Annotated in this window: 22 protein-coding genes; 15 read left to right on the top strand and 7 right to left on the bottom strand. The window is 44.0% G+C overall.

Features of this window, described 5'->3' with window-relative positions; all coding sequences use genetic code 11:
- The first annotated feature begins 513 nt into the window (after positions 1-513).
- From ACQKCG_RS03915 to thiS, 4 genes are all read left to right on the top strand, one after another.
- Complete coding sequence (locus tag ACQKCG_RS03915) at positions 514-969, top strand: sulfurtransferase TusA family protein (RefSeq protein WP_101205099.1); 456 nt, start codon at positions 514-516, stop codon at positions 967-969.
- A 240-nt stretch (positions 970-1,209) separates the two neighbouring features.
- Positions 1,210-2,073, top strand: coding sequence for an RNA polymerase sigma factor RpoH (gene rpoH, locus ACQKCG_RS03910; protein WP_197099889.1), 864 nt, complete (start codon positions 1,210-1,212; stop codon positions 2,071-2,073).
- 24 nt (positions 2,074-2,097) lie between these two features.
- Positions 2,098-2,472: a DUF423 domain-containing protein gene (locus tag ACQKCG_RS03905; protein WP_101205101.1), complete on the top strand. Its 375-nt coding sequence runs from the start codon at positions 2,098-2,100 to the stop codon at positions 2,470-2,472.
- Positions 2,473-2,599: 127 nt separating this feature from the next.
- A complete protein-coding gene (gene thiS / locus ACQKCG_RS03900) occupies positions 2,600-2,800 on the top strand; it encodes a sulfur carrier protein ThiS (RefSeq protein WP_101205102.1) in 201 nt (66 codons plus the stop codon).
- 208 nt (positions 2,801-3,008) lie between these two features.
- On the opposite strand, the gene hpf is transcribed toward thiS, so the two are convergent.
- Complete coding sequence (hpf, locus tag ACQKCG_RS03895) at positions 3,009-3,389, bottom strand: ribosome hibernation-promoting factor, HPF/YfiA family (protein ID WP_101205103.1); 381 nt, start codon at positions 3,387-3,389, stop codon at positions 3,009-3,011.
- A gap of 359 nt (positions 3,390-3,748) precedes the next feature.
- The gene (gene rpoN / locus ACQKCG_RS03890; protein ID WP_101205104.1) at positions 3,749-5,398 is read right to left on the bottom strand and encodes an RNA polymerase factor sigma-54; all 1,650 of its coding nucleotides are present in this window, start codon (positions 5,396-5,398) and stop codon (positions 3,749-3,751) included.
- Between the two features lie 283 nt (positions 5,399-5,681).
- Here rpoN and ACQKCG_RS03885 point away from each other — a divergent pair, with 283 nt between their 5' ends.
- Entirely contained in the window at positions 5,682-6,551 is an 870-nt protein-coding gene (locus ACQKCG_RS03885; RefSeq protein WP_101205105.1) for a nitrilase-related carbon-nitrogen hydrolase, read from the top strand.
- Positions 6,552-6,584: 33 nt separating this feature from the next.
- Here ACQKCG_RS03885 and ACQKCG_RS03880 read toward each other — a convergent pair whose 3' ends face one another.
- The 4 genes from ACQKCG_RS03880 to lptM all read right to left on the bottom strand — a co-directional run bounded on the left by ACQKCG_RS03880 (position 6,585) and on the right by lptM (position 10,743).
- A complete protein-coding gene (locus ACQKCG_RS03880; RefSeq protein WP_101205106.1) occupies positions 6,585-7,607 on the bottom strand; it encodes a tyrosine recombinase XerC in 1,023 nt (340 codons plus the stop codon).
- A 46-nt stretch (positions 7,608-7,653) separates the two neighbouring features.
- Complete coding sequence (dapF, locus tag ACQKCG_RS03875) at positions 7,654-8,541, bottom strand: diaminopimelate epimerase (protein ID WP_101205107.1); 888 nt, start codon at positions 8,539-8,541, stop codon at positions 7,654-7,656.
- Between the two features lie 329 nt (positions 8,542-8,870).
- Entirely contained in the window at positions 8,871-10,100 is a 1,230-nt protein-coding gene (gene lysA, locus ACQKCG_RS03870; protein WP_198551530.1) for a diaminopimelate decarboxylase, read from the bottom strand.
- A gap of 328 nt (positions 10,101-10,428) precedes the next feature.
- Positions 10,429-10,743 (bottom strand): LPS translocon maturation chaperone LptM, encoded by a 315-nt coding sequence (gene lptM / locus ACQKCG_RS03865; protein ID WP_101205109.1) that lies wholly within the window; start codon positions 10,741-10,743, stop codon positions 10,429-10,431.
- 804 nt (positions 10,744-11,547) lie between these two features.
- Between lptM and ACQKCG_RS03860 the strand changes: the two genes are divergently transcribed.
- The 10 genes from ACQKCG_RS03860 (at position 11,548) to tdh (ending at position 23,174) form a co-directional block, all read left to right on the top strand.
- On the top strand, positions 11,548-12,780 hold the full coding sequence (locus ACQKCG_RS03860; RefSeq protein ID WP_134292353.1) for an acetate/propionate family kinase: 1,233 nt from the start codon (positions 11,548-11,550) through the stop codon (positions 12,778-12,780).
- A gap of 153 nt (positions 12,781-12,933) precedes the next feature.
- A complete protein-coding gene (gene pta, locus ACQKCG_RS03855; RefSeq protein WP_101205111.1) occupies positions 12,934-15,081 on the top strand; it encodes a phosphate acetyltransferase in 2,148 nt (715 codons plus the stop codon).
- A gap of 220 nt (positions 15,082-15,301) precedes the next feature.
- On the top strand, positions 15,302-16,279 hold the full coding sequence (locus ACQKCG_RS03850; protein ID WP_101205112.1) for a nicotinate-nicotinamide nucleotide adenylyltransferase: 978 nt from the start codon (positions 15,302-15,304) through the stop codon (positions 16,277-16,279).
- Between the two features lie 131 nt (positions 16,280-16,410).
- The gene (gene rsfS / locus ACQKCG_RS03845) at positions 16,411-16,824 is read left to right on the top strand and encodes a ribosome silencing factor (RefSeq protein WP_101205113.1); all 414 of its coding nucleotides are present in this window, start codon (positions 16,411-16,413) and stop codon (positions 16,822-16,824) included.
- Positions 16,825-17,038: 214 nt separating this feature from the next.
- Positions 17,039-17,818, top strand: coding sequence for an MOSC domain-containing protein (locus tag ACQKCG_RS03840; protein ID WP_101205114.1), 780 nt, complete (start codon positions 17,039-17,041; stop codon positions 17,816-17,818).
- 157 nt (positions 17,819-17,975) lie between these two features.
- Positions 17,976-19,328, top strand: coding sequence for an APC family permease (locus tag ACQKCG_RS03835; protein WP_101205115.1), 1,353 nt, complete (start codon positions 17,976-17,978; stop codon positions 19,326-19,328).
- An 86-nt stretch (positions 19,329-19,414) separates the two neighbouring features.
- Positions 19,415-20,296 carry an N-acetylmuramoyl-L-alanine amidase gene (locus ACQKCG_RS03830; RefSeq protein ID WP_101205116.1) on the top strand — a complete coding sequence of 294 codons (882 nt, stop codon included), beginning with the start codon at positions 19,415-19,417 and terminating at the stop codon, positions 20,294-20,296.
- 29 nt (positions 20,297-20,325) lie between these two features.
- The gene (locus ACQKCG_RS03825; RefSeq protein ID WP_134292352.1) at positions 20,326-20,517 is read left to right on the top strand and encodes a hypothetical protein; all 192 of its coding nucleotides are present in this window, start codon (positions 20,326-20,328) and stop codon (positions 20,515-20,517) included.
- A 363-nt stretch (positions 20,518-20,880) separates the two neighbouring features.
- A complete protein-coding gene (gene kbl, locus ACQKCG_RS03820; RefSeq protein ID WP_101205118.1) occupies positions 20,881-22,071 on the top strand; it encodes a glycine C-acetyltransferase in 1,191 nt (396 codons plus the stop codon).
- Positions 22,072-22,148: 77 nt separating this feature from the next.
- Positions 22,149-23,174 (top strand): L-threonine 3-dehydrogenase, encoded by a 1,026-nt coding sequence (gene tdh / locus ACQKCG_RS03815; protein ID WP_101205119.1) that lies wholly within the window; start codon positions 22,149-22,151, stop codon positions 23,172-23,174.
- A gap of 275 nt (positions 23,175-23,449) precedes the next feature.
- Here tdh and ACQKCG_RS03810 read toward each other — a convergent pair whose 3' ends face one another.
- The gene (locus ACQKCG_RS03810; RefSeq protein WP_101205120.1) at positions 23,450-23,848 is read right to left on the bottom strand and encodes an ACT domain-containing protein; all 399 of its coding nucleotides are present in this window, start codon (positions 23,846-23,848) and stop codon (positions 23,450-23,452) included.
- Between the last annotated feature and the right edge of the window lie 122 nt (positions 23,849-23,970).

The raw sequence follows: 23,970 nt of genomic DNA, 5'->3' as shown, positions 1-23,970 counted from the left end.
GATAACATAATTGGTAAGCCTACAGAGTTTTTGGCTACTAAAGAGTTGTTGCTGTCGGGTCGCTTCGTTCTATGAGCATGGTACAAGTGCATATCCTATAAGATAATTGACGACGTCTTTTCGACTATACGAGCTTGTTTATCCAAGGTCAATTCTACAATGCACTTAACTACCAATAACTTAGCCACCCGTCACGATTGCGCAACATGGCTGTGTAATTATTAATTAGGCTACTATTTATGCAGTAAGTCTCAATCGTATAACTATTCATCGGGCAATTGCTAATCGCGCAACTCTTGGTTATATGATTCTAGTGAACCGAACGCAGCGTTGATTATATTCAACTGCAACTATACATTGTCTATTTGGTATAATAAGCAACAATGATAGTAGGTTTAGGTGACTGTGATGACGACCTCATAATTTATGATTGATGGATTATGTTCGTACTCAATAACAAAGCCTATTATTAATAAAGCAAATTAAAATATAGACATCTACAAGGTTTAAGTTATGTCCGCTGCTAGTGAATTAGTCATCGAACGTGTGTCGCATTCTATACAGTTATCAGCGAATTTGACTGATGCACAGCAAAACGACATTGCGAGTCTACTAGAGTTGCTACCGACTGAGAGTCATAATCCAGATGATGTAGCTACAGCGCGATCTGAACTAAATATAAAAGGTTTTGTTGATGGACGCGGTCTTGCATGCCCGATGCCATTGTTAAAAACTAAAGTCGCATTACGTGACGTAACAGTTGGCGAATCGCTGTACGTGGTTGCAACCGACCCTAACTCGCAAGCTGATATCACAGCGTTTTGTCGACAAAGTCAGCAATCACAGGCGGCAGATTGTTTAGAGCTAGTGGTCAATGAAGTTACTGACCACTCGTCAGTTGATGGCACATCATTACAGCGTTTCGCTACAATATATCACTTCATCATTACCAAAACTGATAGCAACTAAGCGCTGCTATCCTTTACAATTAAATCATAAAGATTTTTATCTGACTATTTGCTTAACTATTTAACCAAGGTCAAGAATATGGCTAATACTTCTACTGATGCTGTAAATACAAATAAAAAAGATGGCTCAGCTCCTATAAAAAATGATGCACGCGATGCTGCATTAAAGGCCGCGGCTCAGCGACCACCTTATGATGCGAGTACATTGGGCAATACCAGTACGCGCGACTTAGTACCAGCTATGCCAACTCACCTGTCAGCGCCAGGGGTAAATTTGGGTGCGTATATCAATACTGTCCATCAGATCCCTATTTTGACACCAGTACAAGAGCAAGAGCTGGCGCATCGCTATTATGATGAAGGTGATGTCGAAGCCGCTCGTCTACTGGTGATGTCGCATCTACGTTTTGTGATTCATATCGCGCGTAGTTACTCGGGCTATGGATTGCCGCAAGCAGATTTAATCCAAGAAGGTAACTTAGGATTAATGAAAGCAGTTAAACGTTTTGACCCGAATAAAGGCGTACGTTTGGTATCCTTTGCCGTACATTGGATTAAAGCTGAAATTCATGAGTTTGTGATTCGCAACTGGCGTATTGTGAAAGTTGCGACTACCAAGGCTCATCGTAAACTGTTCTTTAACCTCCGTAGCCTTAAGAAGACCAATAATCAGCTGACACTAGAAGAAGCGGACGCTATCGCTAATGACTTGAATGTCACACGCAAGCAAGTGTTAGAGATGGAATCACGTCTAACTTCTTATGACGCTTCGTTCGAGGCGCAGTCAAGCGACGATGATGATGGTCGCTATGCCCCTCAGCTATTTTTGGAAGACGGTATCGACCCAGCTGAGCAGTTAGAGGAAGCAGATTGGGAAGAAAACAACTCGTCAGCACTTATCGCTGCTATGGGTACCTTAGATGATCGTTCGCGTGATATTGTCGAACAGCGTTGGTTATCTGAGCAAAAATCCACTTTGCATGAGTTAGCTGCGGTTTACTCTATCTCAGCTGAGCGAGTCCGTCAGATTGAGAAAAATGCCATGGACAAGATTCGTGATGCGATGACCATTGATAGTGTGATTTTGCCAGATGATATTCAGTAGCCTTAAGATGATACGAGTTGTTCAATGTTAAATTGGATCGGTATTGCAGCAATTAATATGGCAATTGCTGTTGCTCTGGGCGCGTTTGGTGCTCATGGTCTAGAAGGTCGTGTCAGCACTCAACAACTCGAGTGGTGGCATACGGCAACGCTATATCTTTTTGTACATGCGCTTGGATTATTGCTTGTGGGCTTACTGATTCGTTTGAAATATATTACTCAGACGACCGCTTGGTTACTACAAATTGGCATTATCATTTTTGCTTGTAGTTTGTATGCAATGACGCTTGGTGCACCGCGTTGGTTCGGTGCGATTACGCCTATTGGCGGTGTTCTTATGATTGTAGGTTGGCTATGGCTGGCCGTTTCCGCCTTTCGATTGAAAGACTCAGTTAGCTGAGCTACTCGATAGTAATTGTGATTTTTAGCTCTTTACATTAGCCGCAATGAATTATCAGTAACAAAACAAAAGATACGTAGTGAATAGCGGATACACAGGAATTTTAATTTAGTAGGGAGTATTTAATATGAGCACCATTAGTGTCAATGGTAAAAGCTTGCAAACCACTCATCAGACTGTGCAACTGGTTATCAATGAGCTTGGCCTTAGTCAGGGTCGTTACGCTGTGGAAGTCGACGGCGAGCTGACGCCAAAGAGCGAGCTTGCTCAACTGCGTATCGTAGAAGGTATGAATATCGAAGTAGTACAAGCCGTCGGCGGTGGTTAATAATGTTTAGATAGATAAGCTTGAGCTGATAGCTAGTTCATTTTCATTCTAAGTTTACTAATGCTAAAAAAGACCTCAACGTATTACATGTTAGAGGTCTTTTTTTACGTCAATTACAAACTAATGCAGTAGCTACTTATAAATTTTTTATTCTCTTAGTCTACTTTCACTAGCTTATAACGATAGTGTTCAAAGTTTTAAACCCGAACTATGCTGCTGGTACTGCTTCTGCAGGGGTTAGATCCTGATAGCGACCATCGCGTCCTGCACCCTGAGTCTTTTTGCGCTCTTGACGGGTTTTGTACTTACGTACTTGTCTATCTAGCTTGTCTGCCATCTCGTTAATGGCTTTATACATATCATCTTCATACGCTTGGACAAACATTTCTTGACCCGAGACACGCATAATTGCTTCAGCTTTATGGCTCTTTTTACCGCCAGCGCTAGCACCGCTATTGTCTAACGATAAAATCACTTGAATACTTTGTATCTGATCGAAGTGACGCTCTACTTTTTCAAGCTTCTCGCGTACTGCCGTGTCCATAGCTTCGGTAACGCTGATATGATGACCACTGATAGAAACATTCATATTGTTGTCCTTTTATTTGTAACTTACAATCAACAGATGAGGTAGCATTCTTGCTCTTATCATCCTGCCTTACCACTAACTATCCCAATGCCTCTAGTAATGTGTCGACGTATCCTTTTATCGTCTCCTTTATTAGTTGTAAATAAATACTATAAATCGGCACTTGGTTTTCGTTGTTGGTATGACTCTAATTTGTCATGAAAATCGCCCAGTAGCAAGCCATTAAATTGTAATTAAGTGTAACAATACCTATTATTTCTACTTGGTTTCTATATAATCAAAAAATTTTATTTTTTATATCTGGTTTATACTATACAGACAGGTAGCCATTAACCTTATAGAAAGATGAGCTTAGACAATTAGTATTTCTGTTTGCGCTGAGTAGACGAGCCAATATTCATTGCTTCACGATATTTAGCGACGGTTCTTCTGGCTATATCGATACCATCTGCTAACAGCTCATCTTTGATACGACTATCTGACAATGGTTTTTTGGGATCTTCGTCAGCGATGAGCTTTTTAATCATGGCACTGATAGCGGTCGATGAGATATCTCCATCAGCACTACTTACGTGAGATGAGAAGAAGTGTTTCAAAGAAAACAATCCTTGCGGCGTCAAGATGGTTTTACTGGTGGTAAGGCGTGAGACTGTCGACTCATGCAAGTCAACTTCTTCAGCAATTGCCTTTAATATTAGGGGTTGCATGGCGGTTGCACCATGCTGCAGGAACTCTTGTTGATAGCGTACAATGCTAGTCGCTACTTTGAGTAGGTTTTGATTGCGCTCTTCGATACTACGAATAAACAATCGAGCATCGGTGAGGTTTTCGCGCAGATATTGATTGTCAGGGCTGTCATCGCCACGCTTGACCAAATTGGCATATTCTTGGTTTACGCGTAGTTTTGGTAAGGTGTCTGGATTGAGGCGTACATACCAACCATCCTCTTCAGCTTCAGAGTTACTTGTCGCCTTATTATTCCTAACAGGTGTGACCAACACATCTGGAATATCGTAGCTCTCAGGCGACTGGGCATAGTCAGGCTGGCTAGACTGAAACAGCAGCCCTGGCGAAGCGTTCAAGGTACGTAGTAGCGTAAGTGCAGGTGTGATGTATTCTGGTGCAAGCCCTGTGCGTTCAGTCAGTGCTTTAATATTATTACTGACTAAATGCTCGCTCGCTGATAGCAGCGCTTGGGCTTCTTGTAGGTATTCGGTGCGGGCATCTAACTTAGATAGCTGAATCGATAAGCACTCGCTTAAATGACGCGCCCCCACACCAACTGGATCACAGGACTGGATAATACGTAATACAGTTAAGACTTCTTCTTTTTCAACGCGCTCATCCCATTGATAGAAACTTGCCATCGTATCAAAGCTCTGCAGTAGCTCATCTATATCAATTCGAATAAAGCCCATATCATCCATGGAGTCTATTAAATATTCTGCAATCAGCGTATCGGCCTCTGATAAACGCTTAAAGTTCAGCTGCCAGCGCACATGATCTTGAATGGTAGACGATGTACCGCCTTGGTAACTATCGAAATCTTCATCACCCCTACTATTGCCAGAGCCCGTGGCGGTGGAGGCATAGTTATCCGTTTCAAAGCTACTTATATCAAAGCTATCGGCATCAGAACTGCCGTAGCTATCTACATCTATTGCACTATCATCGATATTAGGCTGTTGTAATTTATCCAAACTATCACTGAAGCTATCGCCACTGTACTCTGTACTGGTAGTAGGTACTGAGTCAAATGAGTCACTGCTACTTTGATTCCAGCTATCAAGCGTCAACGGCTCGCTCCACTCCTCTATTTCATCGTCACCACTGTCGTATTCGTCATCGTTTTCGATACGTTCAAGTAATGGATTACTATCTAGCTTTGCCTGAACCTCTTGTGCGAGCTCAAGACTAGAGAGCTGCAGCAATTTTATGGCTTGCTGCATTTGCGGGGTTAGCTTTTGTGAGTTGCTCAGCGTGGTCGCCAATCCGAACGACATACTCATGGGCGGCTTATTGCACTCCGATCTTAGTGATATTGTGTTTATTCTGTCAGTAAAGGTAACGACATAAATCTTATCAGGACATGACGATAGCATTTTTTGCCACAATTTTGCTATGATAATTTATGTTTTGTCCGGATACGTTTGGTTTGCTATCGCTAGTAAACTAACATCTTGGCAAGGATGAGCAACCCATAAATACGAGCAGTCTGCTCATTACCGCGAAAATATTATAATAAATTACGGTGAATGACCAATACAGCTCACACCCAATAGGAATATTGTCATGAATTCAAGTAACCATCAACTTAACGTCGCTGCTATTCAAATGAACAGTCAGCAGAATGTTGAGGATAATTTAGCAGATATCAAAGCAGCCATCACAGATGCACAAGCTCAAGGTGTTGAGCTTGTTGTATTGCCTGAGAACTGTTGTAGTATGGGACAGCAATCTGCTACTGCCGAGCGTTTTGATGACTTATCAGCGACGATAGCAGATTACGCCCGCATTGCTGGTATCCATGTACTAGCAGGCTCGTTACCCTGCCATTATCGTCCTGATGGTACTGTCGTTCCTGATGGTAGATTGCGCCAAGTGAGCCAGCTGTTTGCACCAGATGGCACTCGCGTCGCACGTTACGACAAGATTCATCTGTTTACCGCAACTGTGGCCGATAAGCATGGCAGCTATAACGAAGCGGCGACCTTTGAGCCGGGTACGCAGACCGTAATTGCACCATTAGCAGTAGGCAATACAGTCTATCAACTCGGCATGATGGTATGTTTTGATTTGCGCTTCCCAGCATTGGCGCAGCGTCTACGACAAGCCGGTGCTGAACTGTTGAGTGCACCTTCTGCCTTTACGTACTTGACTGGGCAAGCGCACTGGTCGTTGTTGTTACGTGCTCGTGCTCTAGACAGTCAATGTATGGTCATTGGCGCAGCACAAGGTGGCGATCATCTCTATAAAGATGGTAGTACCCGTCAGGCATGGGGACATGCAGCCATTACAGCGTTTGATAGTACTGTTATCGCAAGCTATGACGATAGCAAGTTGGATAAACAATATGCCATCGTCATGGCGTCATTAGACAAGCAAGCGCAAGAGCAAGGCCGCCAAAAACTGCCTATCTTTGATTGCCATCGTTTGGCGTAGATTGTGAAATACAGTGGATTTCGTGCCTAATTGCTAGGACAATTCTTCATTTTGAGCATGAGTTGCTCGTGGATGGGCGCGATCATAAACCTGCGTTAATTTTGCAAAATCGACGTGGGTATAAATTTGCGTGGTGCTAATATCACTATGCCCGAGCATCTCTTGTACAGCGCGCAAGTCACCACTGCCTGACAGCATATGTGATGCAAAACAATGACGCAGTAGATGAGGATACATGTTTTGGGCGATACCTGCGCGGGTAGCAGCGACTTTTAAGCGCTGTTGCACTGCCCGTGTTGATAATCTGGTGCCGAGTTTTTCACTGATGAACAATGCGCAATCCATCTGCTCTACCCAAAGGTTACGATGCGGTAGGTAGCGACTAATCGCTTCTGCGGCCTTTATCCCTAATGGTACTAGCCGTGTTTTATTTCCTTTACCTGTGACTCGTACCCGTAAGTCAGACAAATCTACATCTGCCATATCGAGTGCAACCAACTCGCCAACTCGCAAGCCACTACTATAGAGCAATTCGAACATAGCTTTATCACGTAACCATAAGCGCGCTTGCTCTGGTGTATCAGGGATCTCTTGATCGAGTAGCTGAGTCAGCAAATCGACATCAGCGATAGAAGGCAGCGGTCTAGGACTACGCTTCAGCTGATAGCCAGTGGTTGGGTTGATACGTGCTAGCTTTTCTTCAATCATCCAACCATAAAAATGCCGAATCGCAGACAACTCTTGCTGGACACTGGCAAGCGCCAACTTATCTTCATCAAGACGTTGACTGATGTGCTGGGCAAGTTGCCGTTTATCACAGCGTGTCCACGTTAGACGCTTACCACGCAAAAATAACGCCAGTTGATTCAAACCAGCGAAATAAGCGGTCAGAGTATGCGGCGAATGGTTGCGCACAGACAATGTATTGAGCCAACGATGCACAGGTGCGAGCAACTCTCGTAATGCAGCGTCCGACTCTATAGTGGCAGCCAGCTCAGTAGATAGCCAAGGTGCTGAGCTCGCTGCCTGAATGTTTTTATTGGTAGACATAAACATATTAGAACCATCCTTGGCATTTATACGATTGGCCTAACAACAGTTATCAGCCTTCAGCATTGGGTTTAAGACCTGCTTGTGCCATCAGGCCATCTGGACTAAATACGCCTTCATAGACAAAAGCGGTCGGACCCGTCATCGTAACTGAATAGCCTGGCTGCCACTTGATAATCATACTGCCACCATATAGCTGTGCGCGAACTTCCTCACCCTCATCAAGCCAGCCTTCACGTATACCAACGGCTACTGCTGCACACGCGCCGGTACCACAAGCTTGGGTCTCACCCACACCGCGCTCGTACACACGTAGACGAATGTGTCGCTGATTCATCACTTGCATAAAGCCCACATTGACGCGGTCTGGGAAGGCAGGATGCGATTCAATTGCTTTGCCTAAAGTCTCAACCTCAGCATCAAGTACGTCATCGACTTTTATCACAGCGTGCGGGTTACCCATATTGGCAACGTACAGCTGTACCGGTGTACCATTTACATCAAGATGATAGGTGTTTTGGATTTTGGTCGTCGCTCTTGGGCTAAACGGAATCTCATCTGGCTCAAATTTAGGCTTGCCCATATCGACATCTACCCAACCGTAGCGATCAGTGGTCAGAGAAATAATACCGCTAGCCGTCTCAACGCGTAGACGCTGCTTAAATGACAGTTTACGTGCCTGCACAAAACGCGCAAAACAACGCGCGCCATTGCCGCACTGTTCGACTTCGGTACCATCAGTATTAAAAATACGATAACTGAAATCGACATCAGGACGCATCGGTGGCTCGACTACGAGCAGCTGATCAAAACCAATGCCTAGGTGACGGTCGCCCAATAACTGCACCAAACCCTTGGTCAAATCTAAGCGCTGGGTCACTAAATCAATGACCATGAAATCATTACCCAACCCATGCATTTTAGTAAACTCTATTAGCATATCTTTGATGTCCTATCCTATTTTTATGTATGCCTTATATTAGCACGCTGTCAGATACAATCATAATAATACCAATCCCCAAAAATACGATTAGCGGTGTCAAACTTGTTTAGTCTACAGTGAGTAGTACTTGCACTCGTTTTCCTTGCTACTCTAATTTTTGTGAATGGTGTTGCCTTCAACTAAAGGCATGCCTTCAATTAAGAATCAGCTTTAATTAAAAAGCACTTCCCTCAAAATCCAGTCATAAAAAAACCCATTGTCATTATCACAATGGGTTCTCTTCAATCATCAAATACGGCGATAGTTTTGGCTCGTCTTTAATAACCTTACTGCGCCTGCCACAATGTTTCATTTTCATATAATGATTCAATCGTTTCGCGCTTGCGGATTAGCTGATGACTATCACCAGACACCATCACTTCGCTAGCACGTGGGCGTGAGTTGTAATTACTACTCATGGTAAAGCCGTAAGCACCTGCACCCGTGATGGCCAATACATCGCCTGTGGCCAATGACAGTAGGCGGTCTTTTGCCAAGAAGTCACCCGTTTCACAAATAGCGCCAACGATGTCCCATGGCTGCGTGCCATCCGTATCGATACCATCGCTAGGCAATACACTTGGAATCACCGCCATCTCAGCTTGATATAAAGCAGGACGAATCAAGTCATTCATAGCGGCATCAACAATAGCAAAGTTCTTATGCTCAGTCGGCTTGAGTACGTCAACTTGAGTCAATAGCACGCCAGCATTGGCAACGATACTACGACCTGGCTCAAAGAACACGGTCAAACCAAGCTCGCTAAGTTTTGGCAATAATGCTTGGGCAAACTCATCGATAGACACAGGCGTCTCATCAATATAGCGCACACCCAAACCACCGCCCAAATCGATATGCTGTAACTCAATACCAGCGTCACGCAGGCTATGTATCAGCTCAATCACTTTATCTAATGCTGCAACAAATGGCTCTACCTCAGTCAACTGCGAGCCGATATGACAATCAATACCAACGATGTCTATATGTGATAAATCAGCCGCTTGCTGATAAACCGCTAATGCGTCTTCGTGAGTGATACCGAACTTGTTGTCTTTGAGACCTGTTGAGATATATGGATGGGTTTTGGCATCGACGTTAGGGTTAACGCGTAACGAGATTGGCGCAGGCTTATCGAGTGACTTTGCCACTTCATTGATTAAAGTCAGCTCGCTGATAGACTCGACATTGAAGCAGCCAATACCTTGAGTCAGCGCATATTCGATATCACTATACGTTTTGCCAACGCCTGAGAATACTACACGTGATGCTGCGCCATCTGCCGCCAACACGCGCATTAGCTCACCGCGAGAGACAATATCAAACCCAGCACCTGCCTGTGCCAAGACACCAAGCACGGCAAGGTTAGAGTTTGCTTTTACGGCATAGCATACTTGATGATTCAGACTGGCAAAGCTATCGGTATAAGCTTGATAAACGTCCAATATTGCTTGCTGTGAATACACGTAGCATGGTGTGCCATATTGTTTTGCTAGCTCATCAATACTGACCTGCTCCATATTCAATGCATCGCCGCGATAGCTTAGCGCTGGCAAGTGAGCACTCAACGCTTTCGGGTCAACATACAACCCTTGCTCAGTTTGGATAGTAACGGATTCGCCAGTAGCAGAATCGGTCAAGTCAGCAGGTAGTTCAGAATGACTCATATAAACATCTCTAATATAATCAGATTATCAAGGGTGAAAATTAAATTTAGGTAGCAAAGCTATTTAGTCAATCAGGCAGTAAAGAATCGACAGTTAGTGAAACTGTTAATTAACAAGCACCTAACCGCTATCCATTGGCTCAGCTTAACGATTATTAGCCTAGTAATTAATAGCTTAGCAATTAATAGTCGTTGGGATCAGTACTAGGCTCAGGTAGCACCATTTGCTCTTCTAGGTAGCGGTTTTTTTGATAGTTATCATCGTCGATGCCTGCAAAGGCTGCATCTTGTGGATGGCTAGTACTATCCAGTACAGACACACTGCCCTCTATCGTTTGACTACTAGAGTCTGCCAGATATAGATCGCCTTTTTGCCCGCAGCCTGACAATCCTAGCATAACCGCACTGCCAATAAATAAAGTGGCGACAGCCTGACGACTGGTACGAGCGAACGAGCTAGCATGCTTGACTGCTGAGGGGCTGTGTATAGTAGACATATAATAGATAACCTGTGAGCTTACGACGGCATAAGGGCGATAGTAAATCGTGATAAATAAAAACTAAATGGACAACCAAACCGACAGCGAAAGCACTGCCGTTATGACCATTTTCATCATAACATTATTACATAAAGCTGTACGGATACTGAATATGATTGGTGAATAAATTTGCGTGATGTTGGATATTTTCTAAAACATTAGTCGAATTTTTATAGTAATATCGTCTGCGAGCTTAGATATGAATGTATGACATATAGGTATCTCGACAATATTTCTTACAATTTCGTGAGCAATAGCCCTGTTATGCCGCCCATACAAGTTATCCATTTATAATTCTACAACTCATTGAATATAATTGATTTATTTTACATTTAGCCATTTATTAATCACACATTTTAAACCTTGCCCCTGTCGTGGTGTAGAAACAAAAATGTGTTACATTATATTCCCAGTTTGCGGCGGCAATAGGATGCTAGCCTGAGATGCATACGCATTACCTCATGAGCATGGATGCATAGCACTGTCAGAAACAGTAGCCCAAGTATAAACAAAATCGCCAATATATTTGCTTGATATTATCAGCATAGATATGGCTGATTTTTATTTACTCGGCGGTTATCGACTTCATCAATTCCATATAATAATGACATCACATCTCAGTGACCTTTACTACAGCACTGAGATATCAGCGATGTAGCATTTGATGATAATAAAACAGGACGTGGCAATAGACGTCTTTTTTGTATCGAACGAACGATATAATTAATTTGCCCTTTATAAAAACCAATCTAAGGATAGAGTATGAGCGCCAACCTAAGTACCACTTTTGATGATAAGAACAGTGAAACATCAACCCTAACCAGCCCCACTTTAGTCCTCAACTGCGGTTCGTCTTCTATCAAATACGCGTTGATTAGCGATGACAATTCTACTCGTATCACCGGTCTTGCTGAAAACTTAGGTCTCGATACAGCCCGTATCAAACACACCACGCTAAATGGCGATAAGTTAGAGATTTCTATCCCTGGTGGTAGTCACAAACTTGCCCTGCAAAAAATCCTAGAGCTATTAGAGCAATATCATTTCATCGCAGTCGGGCACCGTGTGGTACATGGCGGCCGTGAATACTCTCAAGCCGTTCGCGTTGATCAGCATGCGTTAGAGGAAGTGAAACGTCTAAAGATATTGGCTCCACTACATAACCCTGCCAATGCTTTGGGTATTGAAGCGGTTCAAGCTATTTACCCTGACATTCCACAAGTTGTGGTATTTGATACCGCCTTTCACCAAACCATGCCACCCGTTGCCTTTCGCTATGCGTTGCCAAAATATCTATACGAAGAGCACAAAATCCGTCGTTATGGCTTCCATGGTACGTCTCATGCTTATGTCTCAGAACGTTCTAGCAAAATCACTGAAGCGAAAGGTCCTCATGGTTGGATTACCGCGCATCTAGGCAATGGTTGCTCAGCAACTGCCGTATATGATGGAAAAAGTCTCGATACCAGCATGGGTCTGACCCCGCTTGAGGGACTGATGATGGGCACACGTAGCGGCGATGTCGATCCAAGCTTACATATGCATCTGAAACGTCAGCTCGGTATTAGTCTAGAAGAGACGGATAAGATGCTAAATAGTGAAAGTGGTCTGCTTGGTATCTCTGGTCTATCAAATGATTTGCGTACTATTGAGCAAGCTGCGAGCGAAGGTCATAAAGATGCGCAGCTCGCCATCGAGATGTTCTGCTACCGTGCTGGTAAATACCTCGCCAGCTTAAGCTGTGCACTGCCTGAATTCACCGGTATTGTATTCACAGGTGGTATCGGCGAAAACTCTGTCACCACGCGCGCAAGCATTTTAGCCGTCATGCGTCATTTCGGTATCAAAATGGACGCTGAAAAGAACGCTGGATTGTATGGTGGCCAAGAAGGCAGCTTCCAAGTAGAAGGTAGCAGTGTCGAGCTGTGGGTCATTCCTACAGATGAAGAATACCGTATCGCTCAAGAGACTCGTCAAGCATTGAAATTAGTATAAGACGATTGATTATAATGCCTAGCGCTTATCTTGCGAGACGCTTATAAAAAGCTGAGAACGAACAAGATAAAGCGCTTGGCATTTTTATACTGCGTTTCTCATGCTGCTCAAAATGACTCGACGTCTAAAATAAAATAAATTGTAGGACACATTATGCAAACCATTTTACTTGTTCCCATTAGTCGCGGTATCGGTGTGACATCAGCCGCGCTAGGGCTAATCCGTGCCTTTGATTACAACGGTATCAAAGCGGGCTTTATGAAGCCGTTTTTGCAAGATGATACGCTAGACAAACAACACAGTTTAGACAGCTCAAGCGCATTGACCATGCACGCATTTGGCCTAAATCCGCCTGACTCTATCAGCCGTCAACACGTTGAGCGTATGCTAGGCGATGACAATCTCGATGACTTGATGGAAGAAGTGATTGCCAATTTCCATACGATCGATGATGGTCATGACGTGATTATCTGTGAAGGTCTGGTGCCAACTACTGAGACCTCTTATGCTTCACAAATTAACCGTGCACTTGCTCACGCGCTAGACGCCAAGATTATATTTGTCAGTACCGCTGATATCAGTAAGCCTGCCTATTTAGCAGACAAACTGGATGTCCATGCCCGTGAGTTTGGCGGGGTCATTGATTCACGGACGCTAGGCGTGATATTGATGCGAGTACAAGACGTACCGAACACCTTTGATAATCAACCTGTCGCGCCGGGTGAGGCCGTTGTCAGCTTAGATCCGAACTTCCTGCAAGAGGTTCAGCGTCTATCGCCTTCGTTTAATACCGAAGTATTCCGTCTTATCGGGGTAGTGCCTTTTAGTGATTCCCTATCTGTGCCACGCACGTGGGATATCGCAACGGAGCTTGATGCGACTTGGCTAAATGTTGGCGAAGCAAAGACACGTCGTATCAATCGTATTAGTCTAACTGCTCGTTCAGTGGCGCGCGTCAACGAAGTCTTTAAGCGTGGTACGTTAATGGTCGTGCCCGGCGACCGTGATGACTTGCTGTTGGCTGCTGGATTGGCCTGTATCAATGGGATTCCATTGGCAGGTCTAGTGTTAACAGGTGGCATCACCCCAAGCGATACAGTTGCTGAGCTTTGGCAATCAGCACTCAAAACTGGCATACCAGTCATGAGTGTCGAAAGCGACAGCTACGAGACGGTACAGAGTCTCATGCATATGAGTTCTGAGATTCCAAGTGATGATACAGAACGTGCTGATGAAGTGGCTCGTTATGTGGCGGCGCATTTGGATCTGAGCTGGATTAAAGAATACTTCAGCCGCAATCATGAACCGCGTCTGTCGCCATCAGCATTTCGCCATCAATTGGTCAAAAAATCACAACACGCTAAGAAACGTATTGTATTGCCAGAAGGCGCAGAACCACGTACGGTCGAAGCGGCCTGTATCTGTCAGAGTCGCGGTATCGCCAACTGCGTACTACTTGCTAAGCGTAGTGACGTTGAGCAAGTGGCCAAAAACCGTGATCTAACACTACCTGAAGGGTTGGAAATTATCGATCCTGATAACCTCGATATGAGCAAATATATCGCCGCTGTCGTAGAGCGCCGTAAAGGCAAAACCACTGCAGAAGTCGCTGCTGAATACCTAAAAGATACGGTCTATTTAGGTACTATTATGCTCCAACTAGACGAAGTAGATGGTCTGGTCTCAGGTGCGATTCATACCACTGCCAATACGGTACGCCCAGCATTCCAGTTGATCAAGACCGCGCCGCAGTACTCACTCGTGTCGTCAGTATTCTTTATGCTGCTACCTGAGCAAGTGGTCGTCTATGGTGACTGTGCGATCAACCCAGATCCTAACGCTGAAGAGCTTGCAGAGATTGCCATTCAATCAGCACAGTCTGCTGCTGCCTTTGGTATCGATCCAAAAGTTGCAATGATCAGCTATTCTACTGGCTCATCAGGCGCAGGCGCAGATGTCGAAAAAGTCGCCCGTGCCACACAAATCGTTCGCGAGCGCGCACCAGACCTCAAGGTCGACGGCCCACTACAGTATGATGCGGCGTCTGTCATGAGCGTCGGTAAGCAAAAAGCGCCTGACTCACCCGTCGCTGGACAAGCCAACGTCTTTATCTTCCCTGACCTCAATACTGGTAACACGACGTATAAAGCGGTACAGCGTAGTGCCAACGTCGTCAGTGTTGGCCCTATGCTACAGGGCTTGAATAAACCCGTGAATGATTTATCACGCGGTGCCTTGGTCGACGATATCGTCTATACCATCGCGTTAACTGCTATCCAAGCGTATAGCGATTTGATTTAATCGCTGTAAGGCTCGCTAATTAAAGTTCTATACAAAGCCGACTATCATTATGATGGTCGGTTTTTTATTGGTGCTTTGGTGACAGACAATGGTGACAGATGCTCGTCTGCCCTCTACAATAGCGCTATCATCAAATCATTTAACCTAAAAAGGCCAGACAGTAAAAGAGCAAGGTGCATGAAAGTTTACGTGCGCCCTATCTACTTTTACACATTTATTTATGCCAAATACGAGCAACAGCCCACAAGAAAAAACACCTCCACCTGCCATTCGTGCCTACCTTGGTGGCTCGTTCGATCCCGTACATAATGGACATCTAGAAGTAGCGATGTCGGTCTATCAACACCTACTACCAATTGCAACGCAGCTACAGCGCACGCTGCATGTGTCTTTATTACCCAATGCGCGCTCGCCATTTAAGACCCAAAGTACAGACCCTAATCATCGCTTGGCGATGTTAAAGCTGGCGACAGAGAATACACCGATACAGATTAATGAGCTGGAGCTGTGGCAAGCGCCGCCTGTCTATACGATCGACAGTGTACGCACATTAAGACAACAATATCCTAATGACAGTTTGATATTTATCATGGGTATGGACAGCGCCCATAGTTTAGATAAATGGAAAGATGGCTTGCGTCTCACTGACCATGTCAATTTATGGGTGTTTAATCGTCAGAGCAGTACCGATGTGAGTGATGGTATTAGCGAAAAATTTACTGACCGCACTATCTCTTCTAAAAATAATACAGCGACTACGGAAGATATTGCTACTCTACAATCGCAATTGCCGTTGTCGTTGCAACCTCATATAACAGACTCACCTATCGAGCTGTTAACTCCAACCATTCAGCGCTCGTCAGATAGCTTAAACTCAAATAGTACTAATCCAAATAACACTGATCCGACTAGCACTGACTTAAACAGCTCTGACTTGAAAAACGCGAATCAAGGACGCATTTATATAGATGCGCGACCTATTACTGCGGTATCAAGCACACAAATACGTGAACAACTACAGAAACTAGACGATCTAACAAATAAAATGCCAGTCGCTCAACGGCAAATCGCATCTATAGCATCAATAAATGATATCATTAGCAATACTGAATCTAATCCATTAGCTAAATGGCTAAATCCTGCTGTTTATCAATATATTATCGCCCATCAGCTATATTCTGCTGCTCAATTCCGTTAAAATCGCCTTATCTATGTCATTTTGCCTATCCTGTCTCTATGCGTGACTGACAACATATGATCAGTCGGATAAGACAAATTGACGTTTTACCCCTTTATTTTACATATTTACGATTCAAGAGATTAAAATTTATGACCAACACCATGACTGCAGAACGCCTAACAGAATGCTTGACCCTAGTACAAAGCGCTCTAGATGATATGAAAGCAAAGAACATCACTGTAATGAATGTAGAAGAGTTGACTGACGTAACAGAGCGCATCATCATCGCTGATGGTACCTCAAAGCGTCATGTACGTGCGATGGCTGATATCGTCGGCGCTGAAGCTAAGCAAGCTGGTTTTATGCCACTTGGCCGTGAAGGTGGCATCGACTCTGACTGGACGTTGATTGATTTGGGCGCAGTTGTCGTCCACATGATGACGCCGCAAGCACGTGAGTTTTATGACTTAGAAGGCCTATGGTCATCACCTGAGCAGTTGGCTGAGCTAGTTGCTACCCCTCGCGAAAAGAAAACTGCGGGTCGTCGTAACAAAAACAAATAAGCTTGTCAGTGACGATATTCGTTCAAGATTAAGAAACGCTCCATCAAAAAGACCAGAATACTTATTCTGGTCTTTTTTTATGTAAATTTTATGGTGATGAACCAGTATAATCAGATACATCATTGAGTACAGATAAGCTCATTTCATATTAGTATTTATTGACCACTAAAATTAAGCCGCCTTCGCCTATTCATTCTACTTATTAGGAAACTTTATGAGCGCAGAATCGAACACGTTATCACCTGGGCAAACTTCAACAGACTTTAACCAAGACTTGCCCCTACATATCGCTACCCTCACTTGTGTCCGCGCTGGCAAATCTATGCCATTCGCCCGTGAAGAAATGAGCGCCATTGATAAAGCACCTATCAAATCTCCTGTCGCCGTCAACTTTATGGGCTTAACCACTGATGAACAGGCTGACCGCAAGCATCATGGTGGCCCACTCAAAGCCGTGCATCAGCTAGCGCCTGCAACATATGAAAGAATCAATGCAGAATTCAGTTTAAAGGTTCGCGTCGGTACGCTAGGAGAAAACCTTACGACTGAAGCTATCAATGGTCTGCCTGAAATGACCGAATCTATGGTTTGTATTGGCGATGTTTTTCAATATGGTGGGCATTCTGGAAACGGTCAAGACATTAGTAATGATGATGCTAGCGTTCAGTTACGTATCGTCCAACCGCGACGCCCCTGCTACAAAATCAACGACCAAATTGGCCAATTTACCAAAGTACCAAATATCGCGGCATGGGTCAGCAAGCAAGGTATCTCTGGCTGGTATTTCCAAGTCGTCCGTGATGGCATTATAGAAGCTGATTTACCCGTATATTTGATTGAGCGCCCTTATCCGTTTGCGACATTAAAGACGTTATGGCAATTGGCCAATTCTAAAGAGAAATATGATGCAGATACTATTGAACCGTGGCTCGCGATTGACTGTTTAGAGGACAGTTGGAAAAAGGTTCTGGCTAAAAAAATCCAACAGGATTGAAAAGGTAACACTCAACAAAAACCTTTAATATGACTTTTCTATTTATAAAAGATAGCCACTACCCTGCGTAATGGCGTCACAAGGTTTTTCATGTTCTATGTCAGTTCCATAATAAACACTCTCTCCTTCTACATCTTTGATCGTGAAGGAGCACTCCATGAGTGAACAGACAGGAAGTATCAGCTACCTACAAGCGATAGCGATTAGCGTTGGTGCGATCATCGGCTGGGGCGCTTATGTCATGCCAGGCGATTTGTTTTTGCCACAGTCACAGCTATTAGGCTCTTCTGTTGCTATTATTATCGGTACTTTAGCCATCTATATGGTTGCGCGTGCCTATATTAATTTGCTGACTCAAACGCCAGAAAACGAGTCAGGCGGTATCTATTGGATTGAAAAATACATCAATCGCAAGCATGCCTATATCTATGGTTGGGGCGTCACGATAGGCTATATCTCTATTATCGCGCTCAATATATCAGCCGTCGCTTTGCTACTGCGCTATCTGTTACCTAGCGGCTTACAATTAGGCTATCTGTATACGATTGCTGGTTGGGAAGTCTACGCCAGTGAAGTGTTCTTATGCAGCGCGGCTATTATTTTATTCAGTTATATCAATCTAAAAGGTGTACGAGTCGGCGCAAAAATCCAACTCTATATCGCCCTCTTTATGATTCTATCAGTCACCGCGCTGTTTTTTGCCTCACTTTGGATGACACCAACGAACCAAGCATTTTTGCCAACTGATATGTCTAGCGGCTCTATTACCAGTCTGGCATGGTTACCTATCTTGGCCGTTATGCCGTGGGCGTATGTTGGTTTTGAGACCACACCGCAGATTTCAAAAGCGATTAGTGATTCAAAAACCAAGACCAAAAGTATTATCCTAGTTTCACTCATCGCTGGTGTGTTGTTTTACTTTTTAATCAACTACTTTACCGCGCTAAACATGAGCTTTGACTATCAAGCGATTAAAGACAGCCATTGGGCGACAGGTGAAGGCATAGACAATCGGATTGGTAGCATCGGCATTTGGCTGCTATCGATCGCTATGATTGGCTCGATAATGAGCGGTATCAATGGCTTTATATTGTCATCGGTTAAGCTCTTAGAGTCTATGGGCGATACGTCATTATTGCCCAGTGTATTTACGGATAAACACAACCAATTTAGTAAGCAAAAGACCGTTATATTGATATGTTTGGTGTGCCTACTCTCTCCTTGGCTAGGTAGAAATTATCTACTCGATATCGTGACAATGGCGTCCTTGGGCATCACCGTTGGCTTTGCTTATGTCACGACCGCCGACCTCATCAATGAGCGAAAAAAGAAACAGGCAGGCTTGCTAAATTATCTCTCTGTATTAATCAGTGTGGTCTTTATATCGCTATTGCTACTACCATTTTCACCAGCGGCGCTGTCATTCAATGCTTATGTCTTGCTGGGATTCTTTATTCTGCTTGGGGCAATTGGTTATAAAAAAATCGCAGTCAATCCTAATGTTAATTGAACATAAATAGCATTTGCTAGTTGTGCACAATAAACATCAAACGCAAACGAAGCTATAACCGCAACTCTTCCTATATAGAGCATTTCATGGCAAAAAATATTTCCTCGATGGCATTGGCATCAGTACTAGTATCATGCTCCATGCTATTGCTCGTTGGCTGCGTAACAACGTCAGCGCCGCGTTATGTCATCGACAGCGATAGCTACCAAGCGACTGGCAAAAGCGAGCGCATTAAAACCATCGTCCTGCACTATACGGTCTCTGATAATGAGCGCTCGATAAAGACATTGACCACGGGCAATGTGAGCGCGCACTATCTAGTATTAGACAACGACGACAATAAAATCTATAACTTAGTGCCAGAGAGCGAGCGCGCATGGCATGCAGGTGATGGCGGCTTTGCAGGACGGACGATATTAAACGATACCTCTATCGGTATCGAGATCGTCAATAGTGGCATCAAGCCTGAATATCGAGACGCACTAAAAAATGGCACGCTTGATTATCATCCTTATGAGCATTATGTGGCATTTGATGAATTGCAGATTAAAAAAGTCGCACAACTGGTGCAGGATATCGCCACGCGCTATGACATCTCACCAAAGAATATCATCGGTCACTCCGATATGGCACCCTCGCGCAAGATAGACCCCGGTGCAAAGTTCCCGTGGGAGCGGCTATATTTCGATTACGGTATCGGCGCTTGGTATGATGAGTTTGATAAGCAGTTCTTTATGAACCAAGATGGATTTGCATCGGCCACGATACCTGAGATCAAGCAAGCGTTTCGCAAATATGGCTATCAAATCAACGATACCGATACGTGGGACAAGGCCAGTCGCGATGTCGTCTATGCGTTTCAGCTGCACTTTAGAGCGCAGCAACCAACGGGGAATATGGATAGCGAGACCTATGCGATATTGCAGGCACTAAATAAAAAGTATGCTGGTCGGGATGATTTTTATTGAAGAATACAGACTATCAGGAGACATAAGTCATGAATAATTCTCAAAAAGATGAGCAAGACGATCTGCAACAGTATCTAGAAGAAAAAGCCAAGCAAGAGCAGGAAAAGAAAGAGGAACAAGAACCTGAGCCGCTCTCTGCCTATGATGCTTGTGTGCTAAAGGAAAGTGCCAAGATTCATGAGTTGATCGCTGAGGCTCAGAAGCGTCCCAAAGATGACTAACTGGATAGACGATAGTTAAAGATCAATATTATAAAAATGCGCAAGTTGATGTCTTATGTTTTGAGACATAGCTAAGCCGCTATGAGATCAACACTACAACTAAACAGCACTATATCACTTTATAAAAGAAGGCCTATCTACCGACTATTTAGGCTATTTATTGCGATAGGCTAATGATAAAATCACCGCTCACAAGGTTATAGATAGTATCACTGCTCGCACCATCTCATTGGCTTCCCGCATCTTTGGTTTTATCGTTGATTTTAATGATGGCTAAGATGCTGCGCAGATTCGATATCCTAGCTCTATTACCAATATCTTTATTATCAAACAAACACCAATAATACTAAAAAAGGAATATTTATGTATCAAGACTTTCAAAAACACCTACAGCAAGAAGTCAGCGATATACGCGAGGCAGGGCTGTATAAAAACGAGCGCGTTATTACCTCTCCGCAAGATGCGCTCATCAAGATCGCCGATGGCCGTGAGATGCTTAACTTCTGTGCCAATAATTACCTTGGACTGTCTGACCATCCTGAGATTAAAAAGGCGGCTATTGGGGCCATTGAAAACTCAGGTTATGGCATGTCATCGGTGCGTTTTATCTGTGGTACGCAAGATCTGCATAAGCAATTAGAAGCAGCGATCTCTAAGTTTTTTAATACCGAAGATACGATTCTTTATGCGGCCTGTTTCGATGCCAATGGCGGTGCCTTTGAACCACTGCTAACTGCTGAGGATGCCATTATTTCTGATTCGTTAAATCATGCTTCAATCATCGATGGTGTACGCCTGTGTAAAGCCGCACGTTATCGCTATGCCAATGCAGATATGCAAGATTTAGAGACGCAATTGCAAGCGGCGCAAGCACAACGTTTTCGTTTGATTGTCACCGATGGTGTGTTTTCGATGGATGGTAACGTGGCGCCAATGGATGAGATTTATGCGTTGGCACAAAAATACGATGCCATGGTCATGATTGACGAGTCGCATTCAGCAGGCGTGGTCGGTCGCACTGGTGGCGGCGTGACTGAATTGTTTAATCTGCGTGGTGATATTGAGCTGATCACTGGCACTTTGGGCAAGGCATTTGGTGGTGCTATTGGCGGCTTTACCACAGGTAAAAAAGAAATCGTTGAGATGCTGCGTCAACGCTCACGCCCATATCTGTTTTCAAATTCTATTCCTCCTATGGTGGCTGCCGCTGGGGTAAAAGCGTTTGAAATGCTCTCGCAAGATAATACTCTACAAGATAAATTGCATGAAAATACCGCCTATTTTGTGAAGCAAATGCAAGATGCAGGCTTCGATATCAAACCTACCGAATCGGCCATTTGTGCTGTGATGCTCTATGACGCCAATGTCTCCCAGCAAATGGCAGATGAACTGCTTAGCGAGGGCATTTATGTGATTGGCTTCTTTTACCCTGTCGTACCCAAAGACGAGGCTCGCATTCGTGTCCAGCTCTCTGCCGCCCATACTCGCGAGCAGCTCGACCAGTGTATCGCCGCCTTTATCAAAGTCGCCAAGCAAATGAAAGTGATTGATTAAGCGTCATTCGGTATTTGTTCGGTATTCACTCGCTAGATTCAACCATTAAGTACAACACCGTTAAATAAGAGAAAAGTATGAAAGCACTGGTTAAAGCCCATGCCAAAAAAGGCATTTGGATGCAAGACATGCCAGAACCTACGGTTGGCATCAATGACGTTAAAATAAAAATTAAAAAAACCGCCATTTGTGGTACAGACTTGCACATTTATAAGTGGGATGAGTGGTCAGAAAGAACCATCAAGACGCCGATGATCATCGGGCACGAATACGTCGGTATCATTAGCGAAATGGGCGATGGTGTAAAGCACTTTGAAGTGGGCGACCGAGTCACTGGCGAAGGACATATCGCTTGTGGGCATTGTCGCAACTGCCGCCGTGGCAAGCTCCATGTGTGCGAGAATACTATAGGCGTGGGCGTAAATCGCGATGGCGCGTTTGCCGAATATTTGGTGATACCTGCCGATAATGTCATCAAACTCGATGAGCGTATCAGCGATGAGATGGCCGCCATTATGGATCCCTTTGGCAACGCCACTCATACTGCCCTTTCATTTCCTGTGCTTGGTGAGGATGTGCTAATCACGGGTGCAGGACTGATTGGTTCTATGGCAACAGCGATTTGCCGATTTGCCGGAGCACGTAATATCGTGGTCAGTGATATCAGTGATTATCGCCTAGAGCTTGCCAAAAAAATGGGCGCGACGATGACCATCAACCCAGCCAAAGGTGAAACCATCAAAGGTGCCATTGCTGAGTTAAAAATGCACGGCTTTGATATTGGGCTTGAGATGTCAGGCTCGCCTCAGGCCTTTGATTCGATGATTAGCAATATGTATAACGGCTCTAAAATTGCGCTCTTGGGTATTTTACCTAACACCACCACGGTGGATTGGAGCAAGATTATCTTTAAGGCGTTAACCCTAAAAGGCATTTATGGGCGTGAGATGTGGGAGACGTGGTATCAGATGGAGCAAATGCTGATCAGCGGTATTGATTTGTCACCTATCATTACCCATCGCATGCATATTGATGATTTTCAAGAAGGCTTTGATATCATGGAAAGCGGGCAATGCGGTAAGGTAATTTTAAGCTGGGATTGATGTTTGTGATTCAGCATTTAAGGAGTTGTGGTTAGCCTTTAAATTATCACGACTTATAAAACGGCGCTGATTTCAGTGCCGTTTTTTTTGGGTATTAGAAAGTGATAAGATTCATGAGTTGATTGCTGAGGCTAAAAAATTTTGAAATATACATAGTTCGGTAAAAACATATTAGCTTTCATTTTTAGAGGGATTTCTTAACTATTTCAGTTACGAAAGCTATGTATTGTCTCATACCTTCTCTTTTACTATTTACCTGATCATTTTTAAAAACGTTATATCTTACTCAGCTCTTTTAACGCAGATATCGCCTGCTCCGCCTTATCATCCGACACAAATATATGGTCATGATAATAGGCAGCGATCACATTGGCACTGATACCTTTTGAGGTCAGTTTGGTTGCTATTGCTGCGGTTAGACCTACCGCTTCTAGGCTTGAATGCACCGTCAGAGTGATTTGCTGAAACACGCCTTCATACTGTAAACCTGCTTCGTCAGCTTTGTCTTTTGTTAACACCAGAGTCAGCCCTTCTGACTCTATAAACGTCGCTATTGGCGCTAGGTTTACGTATTCAGCCAATTGACCTTTTACGGTACAAAACACGAATAATTCATCAACCAGTGCTGGCTGCATCGAACTCAATAGCTCATTGATATCTGTAATTCCTGACATTTTATTCTTACTTATTTTGCTTAATGCTAATCTTTATTGACTGGAATTTTAGCATGGGTGTCATTACTTGTACCCGTGAAAACACGATATAAACGCTAGCCTTTATTTCCAAACACTCAAAT

This window comes from Psychrobacter sp. NPDC078929 (assembly GCF_050267985.1).
Taxonomy (GTDB): Bacteria; Pseudomonadota; Gammaproteobacteria; order Pseudomonadales; family Moraxellaceae; genus Psychrobacter.
Note: the sequence above shows the minus strand (reverse complement) of the source record. Positions and strands in the feature narration are given on the sequence as shown.

Excerpts from the sequence above, each read along its gene's own strand:
- ACQKCG_RS03840 (WP_101205114.1), top strand. The coding sequence starts at position 17,039 with ATGAGCGCAGAATCGAACACGTTATCACCTGGGCAAACTTCAACAGAC.
- lptM (WP_101205109.1), bottom strand. The coding sequence starts at position 10,743 with ATGTCTACTATACACAGCCCCTCAGCAGTCAAGCATGCTAGCTCGTTC.
- tdh (WP_101205119.1), top strand. The coding sequence starts at position 22,149 with ATGAAAGCACTGGTTAAAGCCCATGCCAAAAAAGGCATTTGGATGCAA.
- ACQKCG_RS03835 (WP_101205115.1), top strand. The coding sequence starts at position 17,976 with ATGAGTGAACAGACAGGAAGTATCAGCTACCTACAAGCGATAGCGATT.
- hpf (WP_101205103.1), bottom strand. The coding sequence starts at position 3,389 with ATGAATGTTTCTATCAGTGGTCATCATATCAGCGTTACCGAAGCTATG.
- ACQKCG_RS03885 (WP_101205105.1), top strand. The coding sequence starts at position 5,682 with ATGAATTCAAGTAACCATCAACTTAACGTCGCTGCTATTCAAATGAAC.
- rpoN (WP_101205104.1), bottom strand. The coding sequence starts at position 5,398 with ATGAGTATGTCGTTCGGATTGGCGACCACGCTGAGCAACTCACAAAAG.
- ACQKCG_RS03915 (WP_101205099.1), top strand. The coding sequence starts at position 514 with ATGTCCGCTGCTAGTGAATTAGTCATCGAACGTGTGTCGCATTCTATA.
- ACQKCG_RS03860 (WP_134292353.1), top strand. The coding sequence starts at position 11,548 with ATGAGCGCCAACCTAAGTACCACTTTTGATGATAAGAACAGTGAAACA.
- ACQKCG_RS03830 (WP_101205116.1), top strand. The coding sequence starts at position 19,415 with ATGGCAAAAAATATTTCCTCGATGGCATTGGCATCAGTACTAGTATCA.
- ACQKCG_RS03825 (WP_134292352.1), top strand. The coding sequence starts at position 20,326 with ATGAATAATTCTCAAAAAGATGAGCAAGACGATCTGCAACAGTATCTA.
- rpoH (WP_197099889.1), top strand. The coding sequence starts at position 1,210 with ATGCCAACTCACCTGTCAGCGCCAGGGGTAAATTTGGGTGCGTATATC.
- dapF (WP_101205107.1), bottom strand. The coding sequence starts at position 8,541 with ATGCTAATAGAGTTTACTAAAATGCATGGGTTGGGTAATGATTTCATG.
- kbl (WP_101205118.1), top strand. The coding sequence starts at position 20,881 with ATGTATCAAGACTTTCAAAAACACCTACAGCAAGAAGTCAGCGATATA.
- ACQKCG_RS03880 (WP_101205106.1), bottom strand. The coding sequence starts at position 7,607 with ATGTTTATGTCTACCAATAAAAACATTCAGGCAGCGAGCTCAGCACCT.
- lysA (WP_198551530.1), bottom strand. The coding sequence starts at position 10,100 with ATGGAGCAGGTCAGTATTGATGAGCTAGCAAAACAATATGGCACACCA.
- rsfS (WP_101205113.1), top strand. The coding sequence starts at position 16,411 with ATGACCAACACCATGACTGCAGAACGCCTAACAGAATGCTTGACCCTA.
- thiS (WP_101205102.1), top strand. The coding sequence starts at position 2,600 with ATGAGCACCATTAGTGTCAATGGTAAAAGCTTGCAAACCACTCATCAG.
- ACQKCG_RS03850 (WP_101205112.1), top strand. The coding sequence starts at position 15,302 with ATGCCAAATACGAGCAACAGCCCACAAGAAAAAACACCTCCACCTGCC.
- ACQKCG_RS03810 (WP_101205120.1), bottom strand. The coding sequence starts at position 23,848 with ATGTCAGGAATTACAGATATCAATGAGCTATTGAGTTCGATGCAGCCA.
- pta (WP_101205111.1), top strand. The coding sequence starts at position 12,934 with ATGCAAACCATTTTACTTGTTCCCATTAGTCGCGGTATCGGTGTGACA.
- ACQKCG_RS03905 (WP_101205101.1), top strand. The coding sequence starts at position 2,098 with ATGTTAAATTGGATCGGTATTGCAGCAATTAATATGGCAATTGCTGTT.